The 26,611-nt window shown below is 37.5% G+C and carries 21 protein-coding genes, 1 tRNA gene and 1 other annotated feature; all 22 genes read right to left on the reverse strand.

The window, feature by feature from the left end; translation table 11 throughout:
• Positions 1-19: 19 nt before the first annotated feature.
• Positions 20-793: a transporter substrate-binding domain-containing protein gene (locus KDN24_RS18570; protein WP_409972004.1), complete on the reverse strand. Its 774-nt coding sequence runs from the start codon at positions 791-793 to the stop codon at positions 20-22.
• Positions 794-1,101: 308 nt separating this feature from the next.
• Positions 1,102-1,683 carry a ribosome biogenesis GTP-binding protein YihA/YsxC gene (gene yihA, locus KDN24_RS18575; RefSeq protein WP_409971979.1) on the reverse strand — a complete coding sequence of 194 codons (582 nt, stop codon included), beginning with the start codon at positions 1,681-1,683 and terminating at the stop codon, positions 1,102-1,104.
• Positions 1,680-4,007, reverse strand: coding sequence for an endopeptidase La (gene lon, locus KDN24_RS18580; RefSeq protein ID WP_409971980.1), 2,328 nt, complete (start codon positions 4,005-4,007; stop codon positions 1,680-1,682). The genes yihA and lon overlap by 4 nt, the downstream gene beginning before the upstream one ends.
• Before the next feature lie 326 nt (positions 4,008-4,333).
• Positions 4,334-6,004 (reverse strand): ATP-dependent protease LonB, encoded by a 1,671-nt coding sequence (lonB, locus tag KDN24_RS18585; protein WP_491348106.1) that lies wholly within the window; start codon positions 6,002-6,004, stop codon positions 4,334-4,336.
• A gap of 192 nt (positions 6,005-6,196) precedes the next feature.
• Entirely contained in the window at positions 6,197-7,462 is a 1,266-nt protein-coding gene (gene clpX, locus KDN24_RS18590) for an ATP-dependent protease ATP-binding subunit ClpX (RefSeq protein ID WP_409971981.1), read from the reverse strand.
• Between the two features lie 368 nt (positions 7,463-7,830).
• The gene (tig, locus tag KDN24_RS18595) at positions 7,831-9,114 is read right to left on the reverse strand and encodes a trigger factor (RefSeq protein ID WP_409971982.1); all 1,284 of its coding nucleotides are present in this window, start codon (positions 9,112-9,114) and stop codon (positions 7,831-7,833) included.
• A gap of 143 nt (positions 9,115-9,257) precedes the next feature.
• On the reverse strand, positions 9,258-10,286 hold the full coding sequence (locus KDN24_RS18600) for a tetratricopeptide repeat protein (protein ID WP_409971983.1): 1,029 nt from the start codon (positions 10,284-10,286) through the stop codon (positions 9,258-9,260).
• Between the two features lie 137 nt (positions 10,287-10,423).
• Positions 10,424-11,011 carry a 3-isopropylmalate dehydratase small subunit gene (leuD, locus tag KDN24_RS18605; RefSeq protein ID WP_491348107.1) on the reverse strand — a complete coding sequence of 196 codons (588 nt, stop codon included), beginning with the start codon at positions 11,009-11,011 and terminating at the stop codon, positions 10,424-10,426.
• A 52-nt stretch (positions 11,012-11,063) separates the two neighbouring features.
• Positions 11,064-12,461, reverse strand: coding sequence for a 3-isopropylmalate dehydratase large subunit (leuC, locus tag KDN24_RS18610; RefSeq protein WP_409971984.1), 1,398 nt, complete (start codon positions 12,459-12,461; stop codon positions 11,064-11,066).
• A gap of 258 nt (positions 12,462-12,719) precedes the next feature.
• Positions 12,720-13,832, reverse strand: a complete 1,113-nt coding sequence (leuB, locus tag KDN24_RS18615) for a 3-isopropylmalate dehydrogenase (protein ID WP_409971985.1) — start codon at positions 13,830-13,832, stop codon at positions 12,720-12,722.
• A 56-nt stretch (positions 13,833-13,888) separates the two neighbouring features.
• Positions 13,889-15,430: a 2-isopropylmalate synthase gene (locus tag KDN24_RS18620; protein WP_409971986.1), complete on the reverse strand. Its 1,542-nt coding sequence runs from the start codon at positions 15,428-15,430 to the stop codon at positions 13,889-13,891.
• The gene (ilvC, locus tag KDN24_RS18625) at positions 15,417-16,439 is read right to left on the reverse strand and encodes a ketol-acid reductoisomerase (RefSeq protein WP_409971987.1); all 1,023 of its coding nucleotides are present in this window, start codon (positions 16,437-16,439) and stop codon (positions 15,417-15,419) included. The genes KDN24_RS18620 and ilvC overlap by 14 nt, the downstream gene beginning before the upstream one ends.
• Before the next feature lie 47 nt (positions 16,440-16,486).
• On the reverse strand, positions 16,487-17,005 hold the full coding sequence (ilvN, locus tag KDN24_RS18630) for an acetolactate synthase small subunit (RefSeq protein ID WP_409971988.1): 519 nt from the start codon (positions 17,003-17,005) through the stop codon (positions 16,487-16,489).
• A complete protein-coding gene (gene ilvB, locus KDN24_RS18635) occupies positions 17,002-18,720 on the reverse strand; it encodes an acetolactate synthase large subunit (RefSeq protein ID WP_409971989.1) in 1,719 nt (572 codons plus the stop codon). The genes ilvN and ilvB overlap by 4 nt, the downstream gene beginning before the upstream one ends.
• Before the next feature lie 76 nt (positions 18,721-18,796).
• Positions 18,797-19,056 (reverse strand) — a binding site (T-box leader).
• Between the two features lie 337 nt (positions 19,057-19,393).
• A tRNA-Arg gene (locus KDN24_RS18640) sits at positions 19,394-19,467 on the reverse strand.
• 122 nt (positions 19,468-19,589) lie between these two features.
• Entirely contained in the window at positions 19,590-20,105 is a 516-nt protein-coding gene (locus KDN24_RS18645; protein WP_409971990.1) for a metallophosphoesterase family protein, read from the reverse strand.
• Positions 20,105-20,713: an XTP/dITP diphosphatase gene (locus tag KDN24_RS18650; RefSeq protein ID WP_409971991.1), complete on the reverse strand. Its 609-nt coding sequence runs from the start codon at positions 20,711-20,713 to the stop codon at positions 20,105-20,107. Before KDN24_RS18650 ends, KDN24_RS18645 begins: the two co-directional genes overlap by 1 nt.
• 16 nt (positions 20,714-20,729) lie before the next feature.
• Positions 20,730-21,482, reverse strand: a complete 753-nt coding sequence (gene rph / locus KDN24_RS18655) for a ribonuclease PH (RefSeq protein ID WP_409971992.1) — start codon at positions 21,480-21,482, stop codon at positions 20,730-20,732.
• Positions 21,483-21,639: 157 nt separating this feature from the next.
• Complete coding sequence (locus KDN24_RS18660) at positions 21,640-22,710, reverse strand: GerMN domain-containing protein (RefSeq protein ID WP_409971993.1); 1,071 nt, start codon at positions 22,708-22,710, stop codon at positions 21,640-21,642.
• Between the two features lie 108 nt (positions 22,711-22,818).
• On the reverse strand, positions 22,819-24,957 hold the full coding sequence (gene recQ, locus KDN24_RS18665) for a DNA helicase RecQ (protein WP_409971994.1): 2,139 nt from the start codon (positions 24,955-24,957) through the stop codon (positions 22,819-22,821).
• 298 nt (positions 24,958-25,255) lie between these two features.
• Positions 25,256-26,050: a glutamate racemase gene (gene racE, locus KDN24_RS18670; RefSeq protein WP_409971995.1), complete on the reverse strand. Its 795-nt coding sequence runs from the start codon at positions 26,048-26,050 to the stop codon at positions 25,256-25,258.
• Positions 26,051-26,060: 10 nt separating this feature from the next.
• Entirely contained in the window at positions 26,061-26,510 is a 450-nt protein-coding gene (locus tag KDN24_RS18675; RefSeq protein WP_409971996.1) for a MarR family winged helix-turn-helix transcriptional regulator, read from the reverse strand.
• Between the last annotated feature and the right edge of the window lie 101 nt (positions 26,511-26,611).

Genomic DNA, 26,611 nt, shown 5'->3' on the forward strand with positions numbered 1-26,611 from the left:
ATCTACATTCACCCCTTGTTTATTCCTTCTCAGGATCAATCGTTATATCTTCACCGATGTATTTTTGGCTTATTTCTGTTAGCGTACCATTCTCATGTAGTGTTTCCAGCGCTTTATTTACTTGTTTAAGCAACTCATCATTGCCTTTTGCAATGGCTATCGCCTGTTCACTTCGACCGAGCAGCTCTTTTCCTTCAATTTGCATACCTGCTCCAATCGCTTCTTTCCCAGTAACAAAATCTGTAATAACGGCATCATGCTTTCCTTTGCTTAATGCCTCTAATGCGACAACATCACTATCATAAAATTTAATATTCGCTGTAACTGGCTCTGCCATTTCTGAATATGTTGTGCCTTTCGCAACAGCTACTTCTAAATCTTTTAAATTTTCGAGTGTTTGGATTGTACTATCGGGACGCACATAGATTTGGGGACCTGAATAATAATAGGGGATTGAAAAATTAACAGCTTCTAAACGTTCATCTGTAATCGTATGACTTGCAACCGCTGCATCAAATCGACCAGACTTTACTCCTTCAACAATTCCTCCAAATTTGAATTTATGCTGGACTGGTTCTAGACCAAGTTCCTTTGCTACTGCTTCTGCCACATCAATATCAAAGCCACTCATTGCGCCGTCATCATTCGTAACACTAAATGGATTGAATTCACCTGAAGCAGCAAATGTAAATTTTCCTTCATCAACAAGCTTCATGCCTTCTTTGGCTGATTCTTTTGATCCACATGCTGCTAAAAGCAATACTACAAATATGATAAAAAATTGTTTTCTTATATGTCGCAAAAATCTTTTTCCCCTTTCTTTCTCTCTTATTTTTTATCTTTAACTACCTTAACATATGTTTTTATTTTTCCCAAAATTCATATTATGTGATAATTAGTGATATTATAGGAAATTTTTAGCTGCCATTCACTGAAGTATCTGATGCCCTTAATTGTTCAATTATTCTAGCAAATCCTCGCAATTCCTTATCTTTTGACAAAAAACGAAATGAACTAGGAATTTTACTAGATGAAATGAGTAACAGAGCTAATCAAAAAAATGAACCTAGCTGCCTTTCGCAACTAGGTTCATTCCAATTTCTATATATAGCTTTGAAGAACAGACCATGCCTCATCTTTTCCATGACCTGTTTCAGATGAAAAAAGTATGAGATGATCGTTTTTGTTCAGGTTCAATGTTTCTTTCGTAATTTTAATATGCTTCTGCCATTTGGATTTAGAGATTTTATCAGCTTTAGTCGCAATAATGACACAAGGAATCTCGTAATGCTTTAAAAAGTCATACATCATTATGTCATCATTTGTTGGGGGATGACGCAAATCTACAATTAGAACGACAGCTTTGAGCTGCTCTCTATTCGTTAAATATGTTTCAATCATTTTCCCCCATACTTCACGTTCCTTTTTCGAAACTTTCGCATAGCCATATCCAGGGACATCAACAAAATATAAAATTTCATTTATTAAGAAAAAGTTTAACGTTTGAGTCTTACCAGGTTTTGATGACGTTCTTGCTAAGCTTTTCCGATTTAACATTTTATTAATAAAAGAAGATTTTCCAACATTTGATCTACCAGCCAAGGCAAACTCTGGCAATCCCCCTTCTGGGTATTGATCAGGCTTTACCGCACTTATTACAATGTCTGCAGTATTTACTTTCAATTGTCGGCACCGCCTGTCAATGCATGTTCGAGCACTTCATCAACATGAGACACAAGCACAAACTTCAAATCTTCACGAACACTTTCAGGAATATCATCTATATCTTTTTCATTGTCTTTCGGAAGAATGATTTTAGTCAATCCTGCACGATGGGCGCTTAATGACTTTTCTTTCAATCCGCCAATCGGAAGCACACGTCCCCTCAATGTAATCTCACCTGTCATTCCAATTTCCTTACGAATTGGTTTACCCGTAAGTGCTGAAACAAGTGCCGTTGCAATGGTTATCCCGGCTGATGGTCCATCCTTCGGAACGGCTCCTTCTGGGACGTGAATATGAATATCATATTTCTCATAGAAGTCTTCTTCAATCCCTAATTCATTTGCTTTAGAACGAACATAGCTGAAAGCAGCTTGAGCTGATTCCTTCATCACATCTCCAAGCTTTCCAGTAAGGACAAGCTTTCCTTTTCCCGGGGAAAGAGAAACTTCTATCTGTAATGTGTCCCCTCCAACTGTCGTGTAAGCAAGACCTGTAGCAACTCCGATTTGATCTTCAAGCTCTGCTTGACCATAGCGGAATATCGGTTTTCCTAGAAACTCTTCTACATTTTTTTCAGTAATGATAACTCTTTTCTTCTCACCAGAAACAATGATCTTTGCCGTTTTGCGGCAAACGGATGCTAACTGACGCTCTAATCCTCGAACACCAGCTTCTCTCGTGTAGTAACGAACGATTTTTTGAATGCCTTCTTCACGAATTTGCAGCTGTGATTTTGTCAAACCATGCTCTTTCACTTGCTTCGGTAATAGATGATCAATCGCTATATGAATTTTCTCAAGCTCTGTGTACCCTGCAATGGTGATGATTTCCATCCGATCCCTTAATGGTCCAGGAATCGTCGCCAAATCATTTGCTGTTGCAATAAACATCACTTTCGAAAGATCATAAGTTTCTTCAATATAATGGTCGCTGAAACTATTATTTTGTTCTGGATCTAAAACTTCGAGCATTGCTGAAGAAGGATCACCTCGGAAATCATTTGACATTTTGTCAATTTCATCTAGAAGAAAGACAGGATTAATCGTGCCAGCCTTCTTCATTCCTTGAATAATTCTTCCAGGCATGGCTCCAACATATGTTCTCCGATGACCGCGAATTTCTGATTCATCACGGACACCACCTAAAGATATACGCACAAAATTTCGATTAAGAGACGTAGCGATCGAGCGTGCTAAACTTGTTTTTCCAACTCCAGGAGGGCCAGCAAGACAAAGGATTGGGCCTTTAAGTGAATTTGTTAGCTTTTGAACAGCTAAATATTCAAGCACCCGTTCCTTTACCTTTTCAAGTCCATAATGATCATCATTTAAAATTTTTTCGGCTTTATTGATATTAATGTCATCTTCAGTCGCCTTATTCCATGGCAATGAAATAAGCCATTCAATATAATTGCGGATAACTCCACTTTCTGCTGAGCTCGAAGGCACCTTTTCATACCGTTCTAATTCTTTCATTGCAGTCGAATAAACATGCTCAGGCATGCCAGCCTCTTCTATTTTTTCAGTCAGATCAGCAATTTCACCTGTTTTTCCTTCTTTGTCTCCAAGCTCTTTTTGGATTGCTTTCATTTGCTCACGCAAATAAAATTCCTTCTGAGTACGCTCCATAGACTTTTTGACACGTTGACCAATTTTCTTTTCTAAATTCAATACTTCTTTTTCATTATGAATGATATCGATGACCCGATTCATCCGCTCTTTGACATCTAATATTTCTAAAATATCCTGCTTTTCCTTAAGCTTTAAAGGCAAGTGAGAGGATATGATGTCAGCCATCCGGCCTGGCTCTTCAATATCGGCTACTGCTGAGTATGTTTCAGCAGATATTTTTTTCGAAATTTTTATGTATTGTTCAAAGTATTCAAGCATAGTCCTCATTAATGCTTGAGCTTCTACATCCTTCGTTGTTGATTCATCAAATGCAACAACACTAACAGAATAATAGGAAGTTTCATCCTTGAATTCAACAATATCGGCTCTCTGCAATCCTTCTACTAATACACGAATCGTACCGTTAGGAAGTTTAAGCATTTGTTTAACACGTGTTAATGTTCCTCTTTTGTACAAATCTTCTTCCATTGGATCATCTATTGATACTTCTTTTTGCGAAGTTAGGAAAATTAAATGTTCATCAACCATTGCTCTTTCAAGAGCCTGTACCGATTTCTCACGCCCAACATCTAAATGAAGGACCATTGTCGGAAAAACAAGCAAACCCCGAAGAGGCAGGAGGGGGACGATGATTTCTTTCTTTTTCGCCAAACTAACGCACCTCCAATTTCATCTTTTATTACTAATATTTTCTTTGTACAATTCTATCGTATTTAACCATCAGTGTCTAATTAGAAATGCTAAAGTAACAAGCTAACTAAAGAAAAGGAAGCTTGAGGATGGTTATCCCCCTATTTGAAGGAAGGGCCTATGACCATCAAATCGGAAAAATTCGGCATTCGTCTATTTCTCTCGACGAATGCCCTGGCTTTTTCTTACATGATATAGTTGGCGACACCCAATCAAAATTTTATACTTACTTATTACCTTAATAAAACTTCAGCCTGTCCTATCATTCAAGCCGAAGTTTTATCCATTTATATGCTTTCTTTTTTTGCTAATTCAATAGAAGCAGGAATGATTTGCTCCCGATAAAATTTTTTTAATAATGCAAGTTCAAAAACTTCATTTAAATGGTTTACAGGAACAATTCGAATGCCTTGTATGTCATTAAGGATGGATTGCATGTTTTCTTGGGGGATTATAACCGTTTTTGCCCCAGCCTTTTTTGCAGCTTTTACTTTTGGATAGACACCGCCAATTGGCTTCACAAATCCATGAATACTTATCTCCCCTGTCATCGCAACTGTATGATCAATTGGTAAATTGTATATAGCGGAATATATTCCCGTTGCCATTGCTATGCCTGCTGAAGGTCCATCGATAGGGATGCCTCCAGGAAAATTAACGTGAATATCAAAATCATTCGCTGGAACTCCCATTGAACGAAGGACCGTTATCACATTTTCAATCGAGCCTTTAGCCATGCTCTTTCTACGAATTGATTTCCCCTGACCCCCAATACTTTCTTCCTCTACGATTCCGGTAATGTTTATACTTCCTTTTTCATCATTAGCAGAAATCGCTGTTACTTCTATTTCAAGAAGAGCACCTGAATTCGGGCCATAGACAGCAAGACCATTTACAACTCCAACCGCTGAATCTGTGCTAATTTTCCGTTCCATTCTTGGAGAAAGCTGGCTCGATTGAATGACCCATTCAATATCTTCATCTTTAATCCATGCTCTCTCTTCCGTTATTGCAAGTCCTGCGGCAATTTGAATCATATTCACCGCTTCTCGTCCATTTCTAGCATATGTAGCCAAAATAGTTAGTGCATTTTCACTTATGGAAAGCTTAACCTTTTCAGCAGCCTTTCTCGCAACTTCAATAATTTCTTCCTCTGCCAGCTCTCTGAAAAAAACCTCCATACATCTCGAGCGAATGGCCGGTGGAATTTCGTTTGGTGTTCTTGTTGTGGCACCAATTAATCTAAAATCTGCTGGCAATCCATTTTTGAAAATATCATGAATATGATTAGGGATTTGCGTGTTTTCTTCATTATAGTAAGCACTTTCTAGAAACACTTTCCTATCTTCTAATACTTTCAATAGTTTATTCATTTGGATTGGATGCAGCTCACCGATCTCATCAATAAAAAGGACACCACCGTGAGCATTTGTGACCGCCCCTTGTTTCGGCTGAGGAATTCCTGCCTGCCCCATCGCTCCAGCACCTTGGTATATCGGATCATGAACAGAGCCAATGAGTGGATCGGCAATACCACGCTCATCAAAACGAGCTGTTGTTGCATCTAATTCGATAAATACTGAAGATGGTTTAAAAGGTGACTTTGATGTTTTCTTTGCTTCTTCGAGCACAAGTCTAGCGGCTGCGGTTTTTCCTACACCAGGTGGACCATAAATAATTACATGCTGGGGATTTGGGCTGCATAATGCTGCTTTCAACGATTTAATTCCATCCTCTTGCCCAACTATGTCAGAGAAGCTCGCTGGTCTAACTTTTTCAGCTAAAGGCTCTGTTAAAGAGATAGCTCTCATTTTTTTCAATTGATCCATTTCTTTTTTTGATTCGCGGTCAATTGAAACTTTTTGAGTTCGCTGGTTTTTGAGCAAATTCCAAAAATAGAGCCCAATAACGATTCCAAAAAACAATTGTATAAATAGGGCAATCCCCGTCCAACTCATACTTTTCCCTCCTGCACTTTGTCTAGCTCTAGCACTCAATTAGAGTGCTTCTGCTTTTCTTAGTCTCGCTGATATATGCTAGTATCTCCCTCACCTGATTGGAATAAACAAGATTTATCTTGTAAAAAGCTGGACAAAAAAAAGCTAAACCTATTAAGGTTTAGCTTTTTTACTTCATTCACACTTCTAGTATTATGCTGATGTTTTACGCTCTTCATCAATAATTGTTCCATCTTCTAATAAAAGCTTAGGTAATGTATTATCAATGACCGTTTCTTTCGTTATAATACATTTCTTTATATCATCACGGGAAGGCAGTTCAAACATGACATCAAGCATGATCCCTTCAATAATAGAACGGAGACCACGAGCACCTGTTTTTCGTTCGATAGCCCTTTTGGCAATTTCTACTAAAGCTTCTGCTTCAAAGTCAAGCTCTACATTATCAAGCTCAAGCATTTTTTGATATTGTTTGACAAGGGCATTTTTTGGTTTCGTAAGAATTTCAATTAAGGCATCTTCATCAAGTGGCAATAGGCTCGCAATAACTGGAAGACGACCAATAAATTCTGGAATGAGACCGAATTTCAATAAATCCTCTGGAAGAATTTTTGATAAAAGATTCTTATGTTCAACTTCATCCTGCTTCACATCAGGACCAAATCCAATTACTTTTTGACCTAAGCGACGTTTAATAATTTGTTCAATCCCGTCAAATGCTCCGCCACAAATAAACAAAATATTTGTTGTATCAATTTGGATAAATTCTTGATGTGGATGCTTTCGTCCACCTTGAGGAGGAACACTTGCAACTGTGCCTTCTAATATTTTCAACAAGGCTTGTTGAACACCTTCACCTGAAACATCCCTTGTAATAGATGGATTTTCAGACTTACGTGCCACTTTATCGATTTCATCAATATAGATAATTCCTTTTTCCGCTTTTTCAACATCATAATCAGCAGATTGAATCAGCTTTAAAAGAATATTTTCAACATCTTCTCCCACATACCCTGCTTCCGTTAATGATGTTGCATCTGCGATTGCAAATGGAACATTCAATATACGAGCTAACGTTTGAGCGAGTAGTGTTTTTCCGCTCCCTGTCGGTCCGATCATGACGATATTACTTTTCGATAGTTCTACATCATCAATTTTGCTATTGGAATTTATGCGTTTGTAATGATTATAAACAGCTACAGATAAAGACTTTTTTGCTTGTTCCTGTCCAATAACATACTCATCAAGAATATCGCGGATTTCAGCTGGCTTCGGAACATCCTTGAATTCAACTTCCTCTTCAGTACCCAGCTCTTCTTCTACAATCTCTGTACAAAGCTCGATACATTCGTCACATATATATACACCTGGTCCGGCAACAAGTTTGCGCACTTGATCCTGTGTTTTGCCACAAAAAGAACATTTCAGCTGCCCTTTTTCATCATTAAATTTAAACAAAATATTCACCCCTTAAAAAACTTCATATCAGATTAAGCATGCAAAACGTATGCAAAATATCCTGATTTTTAACTATCACCATTTTAGTCATGTACTGCATTGTACCATATATCTATTATGGACAGGAAATAATAACTCTTGCAAAGCCAGTTCTCTTATGTATTGTTACATATTTACCCATTTTCTCTATGTTTAATCAAAAAGTTATTCTCAATAAGCTTAACCATTTTTGGTTAAGTTAAGTCGATTGTTTTTAACCAATTAATTCATATGTATTTACTGGAAATTATCTTTATTCTAAAAAAACATTTTCTATTTTATAAAACAAGGCACGATAAAATCGCGCCTTGTTTATTATGTTATTTTTATTAAATAGTTTTGCTATTTTCTACAAGGAAGTCAACTGCTTTTTTGAATTGAAGATCTGATTTTATTCCATCAAGGCTTCCTAAAGCTTTTTGAATATTTTCTGCAGTCATATTATACATCTCAGCCATTTTGCTTAGCTCAGCTGTAACTTCTTCATCAGTAACTTCAATATTCTCAGTTTTTACAATTGCTTCAAGAGTTAAATTTACACGAACGCGCTTCTCAGCTTCTTCTTTCATTTGTTCGCGTAATGCACTTTCATCTTGACCAGAGAATTGGAAGTAAAGTTCAAGATTCATTCCTTGCATTTGCAGACGCTGTTCAAATTCTTTTACCATACGGTCTAATTCAGTGTCAACCATAACCTCTGGCAGATCGATTTCTGCATTTTCAGTAGCCTTTTCAACTACTGTATCTTGTACAAAATGCTCTGCCTCATGTTTTTTGCTATCTTCTAAACGAGTTTTTACTTTTTCTTTAAGAGCAGCTAATGTCTCAACCTCTTCATCAATATCTTTAGCAAACTCATCATCTAATTCAGGAAGCTCTTTCCCTTTAATTTCATGAACAGTAACTTTGAATACAGCAGGCTTGCCAGCTAATTCAGCAGCATGATACTCTTCTGGGAAAGTTACTTCAACATCTTTTGACTCTCCTGAAGCAACACCTACTAACTTCTCCTCAAATCCAGGGATAAATTGACCAGATCCAAGCTCAAGAGAGAAATTGTCCGCTTTTCCACCTTCGAATGCTTCTCCATCTACAAAACCTTCAAAATCAATGACGACAGTGTCGCCATTTTCAGCTTTGCCTTCTTCTTTAACAACAAGCTCAGCTTGTTTCTCCTGCATGCTCTTTAATTCATTATTTACATCTTCTTCTGTTACTTCTGTATCGAACTTTTCAACTTCAAGGCCTTTATATTCGCCAAGTTTTACTTCAGGCTTTACCGTAACTTTAGCTGTAAAAATAAAACTTTTGCCCTTTTCAATTTGCTCAACATCAATTTCTGGGCGGTCAACTGGCTCAATACCAGTTTCCTCGATCGCATTTGCATAAGCCTCTGGTAGAAGAAAATCTACAGCATCTTGATATAGAGATTCAACTCCGAAACGTTTTTCGAACATGCCACGAGGCATTTTGCCTTTACGGAAACCTGGAACATTGATTTGTTTAACGACTTTTTTGAATGCAGCCTCTAAACCTTCAGTTACTTTTTCTGCATCTACTTCAACTGTAAGAACTCCATGGTTCCCTTCTAATTTTTCAAATTTTGCAGACATACGATTATTTCCCTCCAACGATCTATTGTCATTTCATTCATAACGAATGGATATGGATATAGCTTTCTTACACTGTAAAAAATCCCATTTACATATACAACCATTATATTATAACATACGCACCCATTCTTTCAACAATGAAGCTAAAAAATGGTGGATGAAATTTCTTCTATTTTCTTTAATACTAGTTCAGCTTCTACTATATCCTCTTTTTTCACATCATATCTCTCAGCTAATTCCTCTGCTTCATTTGAAATCCCCTGATAAGCTGCCGCTAATAAATGGTAGGCTGCTGCCCAAACTTCATCCTTGTATTGCTCGAGCTCGAAAGGATAGAGGATAAAGAAATGACGTCTAATTAAACTGTTAAGATTATTTAAGAGAACAGGATTAACATGTTCTAATTGCTCATTCAAGATATGGAGCAGCCTATTTTGTTGTGGCTGTATTTTGTTATTTTGTAAATTAGCAGGATTTACAGCTAGTTGTTTGTCCAACTTCTCGATCATAATTTCTTGATCATATTCTTGATTTATTAATACATTTAACAAGATCGTTTTAAAGAAAAGATCCCCTTCTTTTGCCTGAAGATAAAATTTTATTTGTTGTATATAAGGCGTAATGTTTCTCTCTGCTAATTGAGCACCTAGTTGTATTTGCGCTTCTTGATTTTTATAAGAGAAAAGATCGAGCTTTCGACCGATGAGTTCATCCGTAATATCACTTTCTTTTTCCTGTAAAGGTTTTGCATCTGCCATTTTTCTACTAAAATGCAGCATACTTGTAAAGTGCTCGAATTTCTCTTTCGGAATTTCTCTTTCTTCTAATAGGATTTCAATCGTTGCAACGATTTCATCATATTGATGAAGCTGCACAAGAATCATAATGTATAGTTCAATAATATGAATATAATCACCGATCCCCATTTGCAGCATCCGATTTGCAAATTCCTTAGCTTTCAGTAATAAACCTAATTCCAAATTAGCAAGGACAAGGCCAAAGAGAATATCATGATTATCTGGATCAAGCGCCAGCGCTTCTTCAAGATAATCAATAGCATCACGAAAATTCTTTTGTTGTAGGCTTTCCAACCCTTTCTCAAGGAGTCTTTTTTCGAGGTCGGGAAATAGGATAACTTTATCATTTAGTTTTTTCCTAGCTCGCTTTTTCATTGTTGTACGCCTCAAATCTTATTATTTTGAATTAGTTTAGCATCCAATTCATAATTAGAAAAGGAGAGACGGCTAAATTCATATTATAAAAAAATAGATAGATCCACAGCAACTACTGTGAATCTATCTATTTTTAGTTAAGATACATTTGATCGTTCGTATTCACTAATTTTATTTTCAAGCTGAAGGGTAATTTCAATTTCATCCCAACCATTCATAAGCATTTTTTTCCAATACCCATTAATTTCAAACTTCATTATAAAACTATTATTATCAGAAATTGTTTCATTTTCTAGATCAATTTTTAAGTTATAAGGCTGATTTTTTGCTTCTTCCAATAAATATTTCACATGTTCAGAAGATAATTGAATAGGAAGCATCCCATTTTTCAAACAGTTCTGATGGAATATATCTGCAAATGACGGAGCAATTATTACTTTAAATCCATAATCAGCTAAAGCCCATGGGGCATGCTCTCTAGAAGATCCGCAGCCGAAATTTTCATTCGCAATCAAAATTTCCGCGCCTTGATTTTCTGGAAGATTTAATTCAAATTCTGGATTTACCTCACCGTTCTTCAAATACCGCCAATCATAAAATAAATATTTCCCAAAGCCTGTTTTTTCGATTCTTTTTAAAAATTGCTTTGGAATAATTTGATCTGTATCTACATTCGCTCGGTCTAAAGCAATTGCTTTTCCATGTAAAACTTTAAATTCAGTCAATTTCGGTTCCTCCTCTATGAGATTCGAGTTGTTTTATATACTTTTATCGACATTAAATCAATTCACTCACATTAACGAAACGGCCATTAATGGCTGCTGCTGCTGCCATAAGAGGACTGACTAAATGTGTTCTCGCACCAGAGCCTTGGCGACCTTCAAAATTTCGATTAGAGGTAGAAGCACAATGTTCTCCACTTGGAACGATATCATTATTCATGCTCAAACACATACTGCAGCCTGAATCACGCCATTCAAAACCTGCTTGCTTAAAGATGGTATCCAGCCCCTCAGTCTCAGCTTGTTTCTTTACTTGCTGAGAACCAGGGACAACAAGTGCCCTCACATTAGGGTGTACATTTCTCCCCCTAGCAATATGTGCCGCTTGACGTAGATCCTCAATTCTCGAATTTGTGCAGGATCCGATAAACACATGCTGAATCTTAATTTCTTCGATTTTCTGTCCTTCTTGTAACCCCATATATTCAAGTGCTCTTTCAAGAGACCTTTTCTCAATCTCTGTTTTACATTTTTTAAATGTAGGAATTCGATCATTGATTTTGGCTGTCATTGCAGGATTTGTTCCCCAACTAACCATCGGCGCAATATCATTTGCATCTATTGAAATAACCTTATCGTAAACGGCATCATAATCTGAAGCTAGCTGCTTCCACTCTTCTATAGCACTTAAGAAATTTTCACCTTCTGGAATATGTTTTCTTCCCTTCATATAAGTAAAAGTCGTTTCATCTGGACTAACTAGTCCAGCCCTTGCTCCACCCTCAATTGACATATTGCAAATGGTCATTCTTTCTTCCATCGTCATCTTTCTAATCGTTTCACCACAATATTCAATTACATGACCTGTTCCGAAATCAATCCCATAAGATGCGATAATATACAAAATGACGTCTTTGGCCGTAACGCCCTTTCTTAATTCTCCGTTAATTTCAAGCTTTAACGTTTTTGGTTTTTCTCTCCATATCGTTTGTGTTGCCATTACATGTTCAACTTCACTCGTCCCAATTCCAAATGCGATGGAGCCGAAAGCCCCATGTGTTGAAGTATGACTATCCCCACAAACAATTGTCATTCCTGGCTGTGTTAAACCTAGCTCAGGTCCAATAACATGAACAATCCCTTGGTTTGGGCTATCTATTCCAGCTAATTCAATACCAAACTCTACACAATTCTTTTCTAATGTAGTCATTTGATTTAAGGCAACTGCATCTTTAATATCATAGCGATTGTCTGTCGGAATATTATGGTCAACAGTAGCAAAAGTTTTATCTGGCCTTCTTACTTTTCTATTTTTCATCCTTAATCCTGAAAATGCCTGGGGGGAAGTAACCTCATGAACGAGGTGTAAGTCTATATACATTAAGTCAGGCTTTCCTTCTTCTTTGTGAACGATATGCTTTTCCCATATTTTATCAATAATCGATTTACCCATTTTTTTCAAACTCCTTATCAAATTCGCTTTACATTCAAGATTTAGAAACTTAAAAGAAAAACGACCACTTGGAGGTCGTATAAGAAATATATTGCTTTAAATAGTCGCCTTTCTTTGGCAAGCCGCCTCCGCTTTTCTTTGGCTAGCTGCGGCTCCTAGCCCCTCGAGGTCATAAGCCAATCCAGCATGAAGGTCAAAAGCTACCTCCACGCTGGCTCGTCTTATGCTTGTCGGGGCTAATCAGTCGCCTTCGCTTTTCTATGCATATGCGCCCATGATGTTCATGATGGCTTCGTTGTCTAGGAAGGTGGCTTTAATTTCTTCTACCATTTCAGTCGTTGATGCTGGCTTTTTGCCAAATGCCATAATATCTTTCGTTCTATAGCCCATATCGAGTACTTGATTGACAGCATTTTCAATCGCTTTCGCTTCCTCTTTCAATCCAAATGATAATCGAAGCATCATAGCAGCAGAAAGAATAGTTGCAATCGGGTTCGCAATATTTTTCCCTTCAATATCAGGTGCGGAACCATGGATTGGTTCATATAAATAAGGGCCGTTTTCAGAAAGACTTGCTGAAGGCAGCATTCCTAAAGATCCTGTTAAAACTGAGGCTTCATCACTTAAAATATCACCAAATAAATTTTCTGTTACGACGACATCAAATTGTTTTGGCTTTTTAATTAATTGCATTGCTGCATTATCAACAAGCATATGTTCCAATGTGACATGAGGATAATCCTTTGCTACCTCTTCTGCAACCTCCCTCCACATTCGACTCGATTCCAACACATTTGCTTTATCTACTGAAGTGACCTTCCCACGTCGTTCAGCTGCAAGCTGGAAAGCGAGTTTCATGACGCGCAGCATTTCATCTTTTTGATAAAATAACGTATCCACGACAGCCTCTTCACCATTTTTCTGCGTCCGCTCGCTAGGTTTTCCAAAATACAAACCACCTGTTAATTCACGAACCATGAGCATATCGACGTCCTCGATGACCTCTTGCCGAAGAGGGGATGAATCAACAAGGCTTGAATAATAAGAAGTCGGTCTTAAATTTGCATATAAGTTTAATTCTTTCCGTATTTTTAGCAAACCACGTTCAGGACGAAGGTGAACTGGTTGGCTTTCCCATTTCGGTCCACCAACTGCTCCAAGTAAAACCGCATCGCTTTGTTTGCACAACTCAATTGTTTCATCAGGCAGTGGGTTTCCAACCGTATCAATGGCCTCGCCACCAATCTTTCCATAGCGGAATTCAAATTGATGACCGAAGCGCTCCCCAACAACCTGCAAAATTTCAATTGCACCTTTGACCACTTCTTTACCGATTCCATCACCAGGAAGAACAGCGATACGTTTTTTCATTTTTACCCCTCCGTCATTTTTTAATAAATCCATTATGTTATTCCGCTATTCATCTATTAGTTCACTACATTAAGTACTGGTACTTTATTTTTCATATAAATGACACGATTAATAGCATTTAAATACGCTTTCGCTGAAGCTTCTAATACGTCTTGAGCAAGTCCTCGTCCACTTGTTTCCGTATCCATATATTTCAAGCTCACATAAACTTGTGCTAGTGCATCCCTACCGGCGCCAACGGATTGAATACGATAATCCAGCAAATGAATTTCTCCGTCCACACATTTTTCAAGTGTATTATAAAGTGCTTCGATACTGCCTGCGCCTGTACCCGCTTCCTGAATTATTTCTTTATCAAGTCCAGTTAATGTCACTGTAGCAGTTGGGACTTGATTCGTACCGTATTGCACTTGAATCTGAATTAATTCGTAAAAACGTTCTTCAGCAGATAGTCGATCTCCAAGTACGAGTGCAACAATATCTTCATCTGTTATTTCTTTTTTACGATCTGCTAAATCTTTAAAAGCAGTAAATAATGTTTTAATTTCCTCCTCTGGAACAGAAAGACCTAGTTCATTTAAGCGATTTTTAAATGCATGTCTTCCAGAATGCTTTCCGAGAACTAATGAATTCGTTTGGACGCCTACTAATTCAGGTGATATGATTTCATATGTTGTTTTTTCCTTTAATACACCATCTTGATGAATTCCTGATTCATGAGCAAAAGCATTTCGCCCAACAACTGCCTTATTCGCAGGAACGATCATACCAGTAAGTTTACTGACGAGACTGCTCGTACGGCTAATCTCTTGTAAATGAAGTCTTGTTGCAGCTTTGTAATAATCATTGCGAATATGCAAGGCGAGCGCGATTTCTTCGAGAGCAGCATTCCCCGCCCTTTCTCCAATTCCATTTATCGTTCCTTCAACTTGTGTTGCCCCATTTTCAATGGCCGCAAGCGAGTTGGCAATCGCCATTCCTAGATCATCATGACAGTGAGTAGATAAAGATACTTTATTAATAGAAGGAACACGCTCTTTTAAGTATTTAAAAATCTGTCCATATTCTTGAGGAGTCCCATACCCAACAGTATCTGGGATATTAATAACATGGGCTCCTGCTTGAATAACCTTTTCAACAATCTCAGCTAAAAACGGAAGCTCTGTTCTTGAAGCATCTTCGGCTGACCATTGAATAATTGGAAATTTCTTCGCTGCGTATCTTACTGTATTTACAGCTGTTTCAATGACTTCTTCCTTCGACATCTTTAATTTGTACTGACGATGTATTGGTGATGTGGCAAGAAATGTATGAAGACGTGGCTCTGCCCCATCCTTAAGTGCTTCCCAAGCAGCATCAATATCTGAAATCACTCCACGAGCAAGTCCTGTAACTGAACAATTTTTTATCGTTTGGGCAATTTTTTGGACAGATGTAAAATCTCCTTTTGAAGCGGCAGGGAAGCCAGCTTCAATTATATCGACATTCAATTTTTCAAGTTGCTTAGCGATTTCTAATTTTTCAGAAAGATTCAAATTGACACCGGCTGACTGTTCACCATCACGTAGTGTTGTATCGAATATTTTAACCTTTTGCACTTACAACAACTTCTTTCTTTTTCCCACTATTGACAAATGGCATCATTTTTCGAAGCTCTCTACCAACTTGCTCAATTAAGTGTTCATTTTCTTTATTATTAACTGCATTAAAGACTGGGCGGTTTGCTTGATTTTCTAAAATCCATCCTTTGGCAAATTCCCCATCTTGAATGTCTTTTAAGATTGCTTTCATTTCTTCCTTCACTCTTTCATCAACAACACGTGGACCACTTACAAAGTCTCCCCATTGTGCTGTATCAGAAATCGAATATCTCATTCCAGCAAGACCGCCTTCATACATTAAGTCAACAATTAGTTTCAGCTCATGCAAACATTCAAAGTATGCTAATTCAGGCTGGTATCCTGCCTCAACTAATGTTTCAAATCCAGCTTTCACAAGGGATGTTAATCCTCCGCAAAGGACCGCTTGTTCTCCGAATAAATCCGTCTCAGTCTCCTCTTTAAATGTTGTTTCTAATGCTCCTGCTCGTAAAGAACCGATCGCTTTAGCATAAGCTAATGCAAGTTCTTTCGCTTCACCTGTCACATTCTGATAGATTGCGAATAGTGCTGGAACTCCCGCATCCTGTTCATATGTTCTACGTACAAGATGTCCCGGTCCTTTCGGAGCAACAAGTAAAACATCACACTCTTTCGGTGGTACAATTTGGCTAAAGTGAATATTAAATCCGTGCGCAAACATAAGGGCTTGATTCGTTAAATTTGGTGCAATTTCATCATGATATACTTTCGGTTGCAGTTCATCTGGTAAAAGAATCATGACGACATCCGCTTGTGCAGTCGCTTCTCCAACTGAATAAACTTGGAAGCCATCTTCTGCTGCTTTATCCCAAGACTTCCCTTTACGAAGTCCAATAACAACTTCTACACCGCTGTCTCTCATATTTTGTGCATGTGCATGACCTTGCGATCCATAGCCAATTACCGCTACTTTTTTCCCATTTAAATATGCTGAATTTGCATCACCGTTATAATACATTTTTGCCATTTTTATTTCTTCCTCTCTATTTAAAAATATGATAGTTTACGTATTACTTACACAATTGAAAAAGGTTTGTGTTGGTAAGCTGTTCGTTGCGTTCCTCTTGGAAAGGCAGTCGTTCCTGTTCTTGCTAATTCTTTAATACCGTAAGGCTTAATCAATTCGATAAACGCCTCTATTTTCTCCGACTCCCCTGTTATTTGAATAACTAAACTGTCTTTACTTACATCTATAACAGTTGCTCGAAACGGTTCAATTAGCGAGTAGATTTCACTTCTCGTCTGAGGGGTCGAGAGAACTTTAATTAACGCTAGTTCTCTGGCAACGATCGCTTGATCACTAATATCTACTACTTTTAGAACGTCTATTTGTTTATTTAACTGTTTCGTAATTTGCTCGCTATCCTGCTCACTTTTAACATGTGCGATACAAGTAATTCTTGAAACTCCTTCTTGATCCGTTAAACCAACTGAAATACTTTCAATGTTATAATTGCGCTTTGAAAATAGATTCGTAATTCTATTTAAAACGCCAGGACTATTTATAACTGTCATACAGATGATTCTTTTCAAGGCTTAGCACCTACCATTTCGTGTAATCCTTTACCAGGCGCAATCATTGGATAGACATTTTCATCTGGATCAATTCTAAAATCTAATAATACAGGTTCACGGCTATTCATTACTTCAGTTAAAATCGTCTCAGCTTCCTCTTCATTTTGAATGATATATCCTTTGATGCCATATGCCTCAGCGAGTTTCACAAAAGATGGTTGAACGGATATTTTGCTGTGAGAGAATCGAGACTCGTAAAAAATCTCCTGCCACTGCCGAACCATTCCAAGTGATTGATTATTAAAAATCGCAATTTTAATTGGAAGATTATATTCTTGAATGATTGATAACTCTTGCGTTGACATTTGAAAACCAGCATCTCCCAAAATAGCTATCACACATGCGTCACGGTCAGCAAACTGAGCACCAATACTTGCTGGAAGGCCAAAGCCCATTGTTCCTAAGCCCCCAGAGGTCACCCATTTATCAGCTTTTTTAAATTGATAGTATTGTGCAGCCCACATTTGGTGCTGACCTACATCAGTGACAACAATTGCTTCGCCGTTAGACTTTTTATAAAGTAGCTCCATCACTTTCTGAGGTTTTAACATGGAAGATTCACCATAGTAATATGGAAATTCTTCCTGCCATTGCTGAATAGTCTCTAGCCATTCCCTATTAGCTGGCGGCAAGGCATTTTGATGTAAAAGTTCTTTCAAAGCCTCTTTTGCATCAGCGACAATCGGAATTTCAGTTGGAACGTTTTTACCAATCTCAGCAGGATCAATATCAATATGGGCGACAGTTGCGTGAGGAGCAAAATGCTGTAAATTTCCAGTTAAGCGATCATCAAATCTTGCCCCAATATTAATTAGTAAGTCACATTCACTTAATCCCATATTTGCTGCGTAGCAGCCATGCATCCCTGCAAGACCAACGAAAAGTTTATGATTTGCAGGAAAACCTCCTAATCCAAGAAGTGTATGAATGACAGGAAGCTGCTGCTGTTCCGCATATGCCTTGAGTTCTTCCGCTGCTTTAGCATGGAGTACACCTGCTCCTGCTAGAATTACTGGCTTTTTCGCTCTGCTCACAGCCTCTGTTAATTTTCGTATTTGCAAATAATTTGGCTGTAAAGTAGGTTGGTAGCCTGGTAAATTGATTTCTTGCTCCTTCGGAATTTCAGTTACAGTGGCTGCAGCAATATCCTTTGGAACATCAATTAACACTGGACCAGGCCGTCCGCTCGTCGCAATATAAAATGCCTCTTTTACAATTCTGGGAATATCCTCAATATTGCGAATTTGATAGTTATATTTTGTAATTGGCGTTGTAATTCCGAGAATATCAGCTTCTTGAAAAGCATCCGTTCCAATTACTCCTGTTGCAACTTGGCCAGTGAATACAACGAGTGGTAGAGAATCCATCATTGCGTCTGTGAGACCTGTCACAATGTTCGTCGCACCTGGGCCAGATGTAGCGATAACAACTCCAGGCTTTCCTGAGATTCTTGCATAACCTTCAGCAGCGTGAATTCCACCTTGCTCATGTCTTGGCAAAACGTGAAGAATTTTTGAATCATATAATTTGTCATAAATCGGTAGAACAGCACCACCTGGATACCCAAAAATCACTTCAACATTTTCCCTCTTCAAGGCTTCTAATAACAGATCAGCACCAGTGAGCATATCTGGCACAGCCTTCGATTCTGTTACGGCAGCTTCCTGCAACATTTGTAATAAACCTCCTCTTTTTTCCTTTTTTGCAAAATAAAAAGCCCTTTCATCCCTTATAAACCTATTACTAGGCTAAAGGGATGAAAAGGCCAAATCACCTGTTCCACGGTACCACCCTAAATTCACGCAATATTGCATGCACTTATGAACAGTATCAATACTGTTCGTTTTGATAACGAGTGTATGTACACCCGACCAGCTCTATTCGATGATATTCTTTCAAGCTGGCACTCTGAGGTGAGTTCATTTTATGTGGAATTGCCGGTTCCCAGCCCCACCGGCTCTCTGAAAATTCCTAACCATAAAACTACTTATCCTCTTCTTCGTTTTTAAGTTATTTTTTATTGTACTTTTAGACTTTAAACCAATAAACTTTTAGAATAAAAAAATAAGTTCCATTATTAAGTTGAATATTGATAATAGGAAAATTATTTATTACAGAATTATTAACTTCTTATATTGAGGACTATCTTACGCTCATTTTTCGTAATCGTCAACACCCTTTTGTAAATTATTTGATTATTTAAAGTAATCTGATTTAATGTATCCGCTTACATTGTTGGTCTATTCATATTTAGGAATGATAAATTTTTTTCTCTTTTAGATGAACGAAAGTGCTCTTTTTAACAACAAAAAAACTCACCAACAAAATGGTGAGTTTCAAAATTAACGTCCCAGGAGAGATTCGAACTCCCGACCGTACGCTTAGAAGGCGTATGCTCTATCCGGCTGAGCTACTGGGACATGTTAATATTTTCAACGACAAGTTTTATTATATTAGGCTAATGATGAAATGTCAACATAAAAATATAACCTATTTTTTGAGGGAAGCAACTTACTTCCCTCCATAGTTTATTCTGTTCACATCATTTTGTGAAGAATAAGTTTTGTTTTAAATGTTCTAGCTCTCCTTGATGTAAATCAAACACATGCAGCGTTATTTCTTTTTCCTCAACATCTATTATCACATATGTTTTTTCTTGCCTTCCTCTTGGTAGCCGAATACTGCCTGGATTAATGTATAATATATCATCGATCATTTCAGCACCAAGAATATGTGAATGGCCAAAACAGACAATATTTGCCTTCAGCTCTTTCGCACGATAGGCTAGATTTAATAATGTTGATTTAACCGAATAACGATGACCATGTGCAATAAATAATCGTAATCCATTTGCATTCTCTACTAGCTCCTCAGGAAAATTCTTTTCAAAATCACAATTTCCACGGACAACTAAGTAACGAGAAAGACTTTTTTCAATTGCCGAAAGCTCTGAATCTCCACAATGAATGAACAGGTCTATTTCATCACTATGCTTCTCCTTTATTTCCGTTAATTCAGTTGTAAGTCCATGACTATCACTGACTATTAATATTTTCATTATTTCGCCGCTCCTGATAGGATAACAGGGAGCTGGTTTGCCAATTTTTTAAGTGCATGTCCACGGTGGCTTATTAGCGATTTTTCCTCCGGAAGCAATTCTGCCATTGCTTTATTTTTTTCTAGCACAAAAAATATTGGATCATAGCCAAATCCAAAAGACCCTTTTTTATCTTGTAAAATTTTGCCCTCACATGTCCCTGAAACTGTAAAGGTTTTCTGATTTGGGGCAGCAACAGCTATTGCACAGTAAAAACGGGCTTGCCTTTCATTGTCTGGTACGTCTTGTAGCTCATCAAGCACTTTTAAAAGGTTAGCTTCATCATTTTTTTCTTCTCCAGCGTAGCGTGCTGAATAAATGCCTGGTCGACCATTTAATGCATCAACAACTAATCCAGAATCGTCTGCAAGAACGATTCGATTTAAGGCTTTTGAAAGTGATTCAGCTTTAATGATCGCATTTTCTTCAAAGGTAGATCCTGTTTCTTCTGCCTCCTCTATGTCAGGAAAATCTAATAAAGTCTTTACTTGAAATCCATACTTTTTAAAAAGCTCCACGAATTCATTTGCTTTTCCACGATTTTTCGTAGCAATAATCACTTCCTGCATATTTAAACATTCCCCTTTAATTATTTACTTTATTAATTTTATTTGTAATTGTTTCACCAAGAGCTTCTTTTTGCAGTTCAAAAATATCTGCTAGCCCATCTTGCGCAGATTTTAGTAGTTTTTGAAGCTCTGAATATGAAAATGTTGCCTCTTCACCAGTTCCTTGTAATTCAACAAATTCTCCAGACCCTGTCATAACAATATTCATATCAACAAGCGCTTTTGAGTCCTCAACATAATTTAAATCGACCACAACTTCTTTGTTTTCTAAAATTCCTACACTCGTAGCGGCTAAAAAATCGATAAGAGGATATTTGGGCAGCTTTTTCGTTCCAGTTAATTTTTCTATCGCAAGAGCCATCGCAACGAAAGCTCCAGTAATAGAAGCAGTACGTGTCCCACCATCAGCTTGAATCACATCACAATCAATCCAGATCGTTCTTTCTCCAAGTGCTTCTAGATCAACAACCGCTCTAAGAGCACGTCCAATTAAACGCTGAATTTCCATCGTTCTTCCTGAAACTTTTCCTTTTGAGGATTCACGGATCGTTCTTTGTTCAGTTGCCCTTGGTAACATGGAATATTCTGCTGTAATCCAGCCCTTTCCTTCTCCCCGCATAAAAGGAGGCACACGTTCTTCAATGCTTGCTGTACAAATCACTCTCGTATCACCGACACTTATTAGCACGGAACCTTCTGGATGTTTTAAAAAATTCGTTTCGATATGTATTGGCCTTATTTGTTGTTCGTTACGTCCATCTGCACGCATAAGCTGATTCCTCCTCTAGAAAAGCACAAGCCTCCTGCTGAAGCCAGTCACTCATCTAATTAAAGTTTTAAACTTCCTTGTATTTCAAATAAATAAGAGGGGCAAGTATTTGCCTCCTCTTTCACTGTCATTATATAGTATATCAAAAACAAAGCTTTTAAAAACTACCTGTATTTACTTTTTGCGGACGAGTTACAGGCTCCGTTACTTTCTCACCGTTCTCGTTAACAAGTTCGGTCTCACCGTTAACTGTTATCGCTACACTTTCAATTCCTGTTTGCTCTGTTAGGGAAAGTACGAGAGCATTCAACATATATTGAGAAACGATTTTCTCGTCAGTATTGCTAAAAACAGCCTCATTAAAATTCAAGGTGACTTTTCCGTTCTCAACTTCCGGTTTATTAAGCAATTCAACATTAGCTAAGAAATCACTTTCTAAATTTGCGGAATAACTTGGTCCCTTCACAAGCTCCTCCACAACCGCAGCAATAGTATCTGTAAGTTTATCAGAAACTCGCTTCGTAACAGGAACATAGTAGTAAGAGCCTTTTTCTCCACCTAAATAATATACGGTAACAGGCTTCGTATTGTTCATATCCATAACATCTGTCGTATCAATATTTATCCCATTTGAGCGGCTGAAAGTCTCACCAATTGGTGTGCCACCAACAGGCATTTTCGTTAAAGCATGGCCATTCAACTGAAGCTTCACTTTTTCAACTGAATCAAATTGTGTTAAAGTCCATGTGATTGCTTCCAAAATTTTCATTTCTTCACTTGCTTCATATTCTTTAAATTCCTTCGAAAAATTAACAGTCGCTACCTTATCTTTAATATTAACGGATATTTTCGTATCTGCAGGTAGAATAGCCCGAAAACCATTTGGAAGCAGATCGGTTACTGGACCATCCTTTACTAAATATTCAAGCGCCTGTGTCGCAACTGACTCTGTTGCAGGCAACGCTATCGTTTGTGGGACGACAAAGCCATCTTTATTTACTAAATAGAGTTCCGTTTGAATCGTACGAACAGTAGCGTCATCTCCGGTCGTTTCGACATCAGCACCTTCTGCTCCTTCAGTAGCAGTTGTTTCCTCATCTGTGTAGGTTACAGATTTCGGTGGATCTATTTTTTCCTTCCCGTCTGTACCAAATAATCCACAGCCAGATAATAATACAGATGACAATAGGACAGCAGAAATAATCGTTGTTTTTTTATTTATGGTCATATAATCCCTCCAAAGACAGTTTGTACTACATGTATACGAGCCTAATTGTAATTTAGACCGTCTGAAGGGAAAAAAATTTTAACTTATGCTAAATGTAGAGGCGATTGATCAATTCACAATTTCATCCTTCATTAACACAGCTTTTATCATAAAATAATCTATTTCTGGAGGAAGCTCCTCTTTTATTGGCTTTAGCTTGTTTTTTCCAACCTTTTTTACTGCCTCTAAAACAAAGGCTTCTATATGTTCATCAAATATTTTCGTCCAATCTAGTTCGAAACCTTCTTTTGCTGCACGTAAAATATGATCTTGGATTGTAACGGGAGAAAATTTCCGTTTTTGAGCAATTTCATTCACTGTAAGACCATCAAGATAATATTGATAAGACATTAAATAACTTGGAGTCTCATTAACAGCGTTTTGATCTTCAGCTTCTAACTGTAAAGCGGAATTTTCCACTTGAATATTTTGTTCACTAACAAAGCTCTTAATCTCTTCCATAAAAGCCTCACCATATTTTTCGTATTTCACTTGTCCAACACCTTTTATTCTTAGCATTGACGTCTCATCCAGTGGATAATATTGGCTCATTTCCCTTAACGTTGTATCAGGAAAAACAACATATGGTGGCACTTTTTCATCTTCAGCAATTTTTTTCCGTAAAGTGCGAAGAGCATTGAAAAGATCACTATTTTCTTCAGCTTCTATAGATGGAGCTTGAATCGTTGTTTTCATAAAAAGCATTTCCTGTTGTTTTAAAACAGGTAAAGCTCTTTCAGCAAGTTTGACAATCGGATACTTGCTATCGGTTAAAGATAAATATCCTTCTGCAAGCAAATAATTAATAATATCTACAATTCCCTTTTCCTTATAAGCCTTTAGCAAACCATATGTTGATAGCTTATCAAAATTAAACTCACGAATTCGCTTATTTTGCGAACCCTTTAACACCTGTGCCGTTAACGTAACACCGAAGCGCTCTCCCATTCTTTTAATACAAGAGAATATCATTAGCGACTCCTTCGTAATATCAACTTGCTCTCGCTCATCTAAGCAATTGCTGCATTTCCCGCAGTTATCAAGCTGACTAGTTGGAGCAAAATACTCAATGATATACGTTTGCAAACATTTTTCCGTATGGCAATAACTGACCATTTGCTTTAATTTATTGTATTCTTGCTCTCTTTTTTGAGAATCAAGATTCGATTCTTCAATCAAAAATTTCTGCAGCTGTACATCCTGTGGAGAAAATAATAAGATACATTCACTGTTATCTCCATCTCGCCCCGCACGCCCTGCTTCTTGATAATAAGCCTCGATATTCCGAGGGAGATTATAGTGGATAACAAATCTAACATTTGATTTATCGATACCCATCCCAAATGCATTCGTCGCAATCATAATGTCAGCTTTATCATAAACAAAATCATTTTGAGCATTTATCCGCTCCTTCTCATTCATTCCAGCATGATATTTGGCGACTGAATAATTTTGTGTTTTTAAATGATTAAATAGCTGATCAGCTTCCTTGCGGCTTGATGTATAGATAATGCCAGATTCATCTCGATGCTTTTTTATATATTGATTAATAAACTCTCTTTTATTAATACCTTTTTTAATATGAAAAGCGAGGTTTTCTCGAGCAAAACCCGTAATAAAACTATCCGATTCATGAATATGTAGTAAATCTCTAATATCATCTGCAACATCTTTTGTTGCAGTTGCCGTTAAAGCAGCTATTATTGGCCTTTCATGTAAACTGCCTAAATTTGTAACAATCGAGCGATAGCTTGGTCTGAAATCATGCCCCCATTGAGAGATGCAATGTGCTTCATCGAATACAATCATGGATACTTGAATACGATTTAGCAAATTTACAAAGCTATCAGATTCAAAGCGTTCAGGTGCTGCATAGACGAGTTTAAATTCTCCATTTCTTATCCCAGCCATTCTTTCGTTGTATTCCTGCTGGGTGAGCGAGCTATTAATAAACGTAGCGGGTATGTCAGCAGTTGTCAGAGCGTCTACCTGATCTTTCATGAGAGAAATTAATGGGGAGATAACAATTGCAGTACCTGGGAGCATAAGAGCGGGAATTTGGAAGCAAAGTGATTTTCCGCCTCCGGTCGGAAGAATTCCAAGGGTATTATGGCTTTCTAATAAATTTTGGATAATCTCTTTCTGTCCTGACCGAAAGGAGGTGTAGCCAAAATATTGCCTTAAATATTGTTCAGCCTGTGCTAACAAATATATCACCTCATTTTATGTATTTTGTTCTATTTTATCATGGATAATCTATAAAGCGGAAGTGCCATACCCATATATTCCCTTTTGTGTTCTTATTAACCTGTCCGCTTTTCCCACAGGACGTTGAGTAATCATCTCAGAATTAACCCCGCACGAGAAAAATGCGTATGCATTTTCGAGGAGTCTTCTCGTCTTCCTCTCCAATCAACTCAGTGCAAAAATTAGGATGAACATTGATTAGAATAACTCGGCATTCGCCAAGTCTTTCGGCGAATGCCCTAGCTTTTGAGTCATCTTCTTAAAGGTGAATTTTATTCACATTTTCAATCGGAATTTTTAGCCAGTCTGAGGCAATTTTCTTAAAAATAATTTCTGAACCCGTTGTATAAAACTGATGTTGTGGTTGTTCATGAGAATTGTTTAACATTTTTTGGTGATAAAGAATCGTGCTTGCTTCCCTTGCTGTTTCCTCACCAGAACTAATAACACTTACTTGCCAACCCATTTCATATTTAATTAATGACTCAAGTAGTGGGTAATGTGTACAACCTAAAATGAGTGTATCCATCTCTACGTCTTTTAGCGGTGCTAGCGTTTCAGCAATGATTTTCTCAGCTAACGGTCCAGTATATTCGCCGCTTTCAACGAGCGGAACAAATTTAGGACAGGCAAGGCTATGTACATTCACACGTCTGTTTAATTGCTTCAATGCTCTTTCATATGCTCCGCTTTTTATCGTACCCTCCGTACCGATAACACCAATAATCTGATTCCCTGTCTTTTTAAGTGCCGTTCTAGCTCCAGGTGAAATAACGCCAATGACGGGAATATGAAGCTCGTTTTGAATCTCATCTAATGAGACAGCAGTTGCTGTATTACATGCAATGATAAGCATCTTAATATCTTGTGTTAATAAATACTTTGTCAATTCCCATGTAAATGCTTTTACTTCCTCTCCAGGTCTTGGTCCATATGGACAGCGTGCAGTATCACCTAAGTAAACAATATTTTCATGTGGAAGCTGACGCATAATTTCCTTTGCTACAGTCAGACCACCAACACCTGAATCTATGATGCCTATTGGTTGTTTCAAAGTAACCGCCTCATTCTACTCGCATATCTTGATGTAATCTAATTAAATTTTTTTCAAGTCTTTGTATTTCTTCACTTGAGTATTCATTTAAAACTTCTTTTAAATATAATTGTCGTTTTTGAATGCATTCATCAATGATTCTTTCACCCTCATCTAATAGGTGAATCCGAACAACTCGTCTATCATTCGGGTCTTTAACTCGTTTCACTAGACTGTTTTTTTCCATCCGATCAACAAGATCAGTGGTTGTACTAAAAGCAAGATACATTTTATTAGAAAGTTCCCCAATCGTCATATCACCCTCCTCAAAAAGCCATTGAAGAGCAACAAATTGTGGTGGAGTAATCTTATAATTACTTAATATTTCTCGACCTTTTTGCTTAATAATTGCGGATATGTAGCGTAATTCCTTTTCAATAACAGCAAAAACATCCCTTTCCCTCACTTCTTCCAAATCCAATGAATCCAACTCCCATTTTTTATTTACGCTTATTCAGCTCCCCGAAAGGAAAAGTACGTATACATACATCCTTTTTCCATTCATTTTCACCTTTTTCCGCG

This window comes from Cytobacillus sp. Bva_UNVM-123 (assembly GCF_046351715.2).
Lineage (GTDB): Bacteria > Bacillota > Bacilli > Bacillales > Cytobacillaceae > Cytobacillus.

Bases quoted from the DNA above. Each gene is read 5' to 3' on its own strand.
- lonB (WP_491348106.1), bottom strand. From the start codon at position 6,004: ATGAGTTGGACGGGGATTGCCCTATTTATACAATTGTTTTTTGGAATC.
- tig (WP_409971982.1), bottom strand. From the start codon at position 9,114: ATGTCTGCAAAATTTGAAAAATTAGAAGGGAACCATGGAGTTCTTACA.
- KDN24_RS18600 (WP_409971983.1), bottom strand. From the start codon at position 10,286: ATGAAAAAGCGAGCTAGGAAAAAACTAAATGATAAAGTTATCCTATTT.
- leuC (WP_409971984.1), bottom strand. From the start codon at position 12,461: ATGGGTAAATCGATTATTGATAAAATATGGGAAAAGCATATCGTTCAC.
- leuB (WP_409971985.1), bottom strand. From the start codon at position 13,832: ATGAAAAAACGTATCGCTGTTCTTCCTGGTGATGGAATCGGTAAAGAA.
- ilvC (WP_409971987.1), bottom strand. From the start codon at position 16,439: ATGGCAAAAATGTATTATAACGGTGATGCAAATTCAGCATATTTAAAT.
- ilvB (WP_409971989.1), bottom strand. From the start codon at position 18,720: ATGTTGCAGGAAGCTGCCGTAACAGAATCGAAGGCTGTGCCAGATATG.
- KDN24_RS18645 (WP_409971990.1), bottom strand. From the start codon at position 20,105: ATGAAAATATTAATAGTCAGTGATAGTCATGGACTTACAACTGAATTA.
- KDN24_RS18650 (WP_409971991.1), bottom strand. From the start codon at position 20,713: ATGCAGGAAGTGATTATTGCTACGAAAAATCGTGGAAAAGCAAATGAA.
- rph (WP_409971992.1), bottom strand. From the start codon at position 21,482: ATGCGTGCAGATGGACGTAACGAACAACAAATAAGGCCAATACATATC.
- KDN24_RS18660 (WP_409971993.1), bottom strand. From the start codon at position 22,710: ATGACCATAAATAAAAAAACAACGATTATTTCTGCTGTCCTATTGTCA.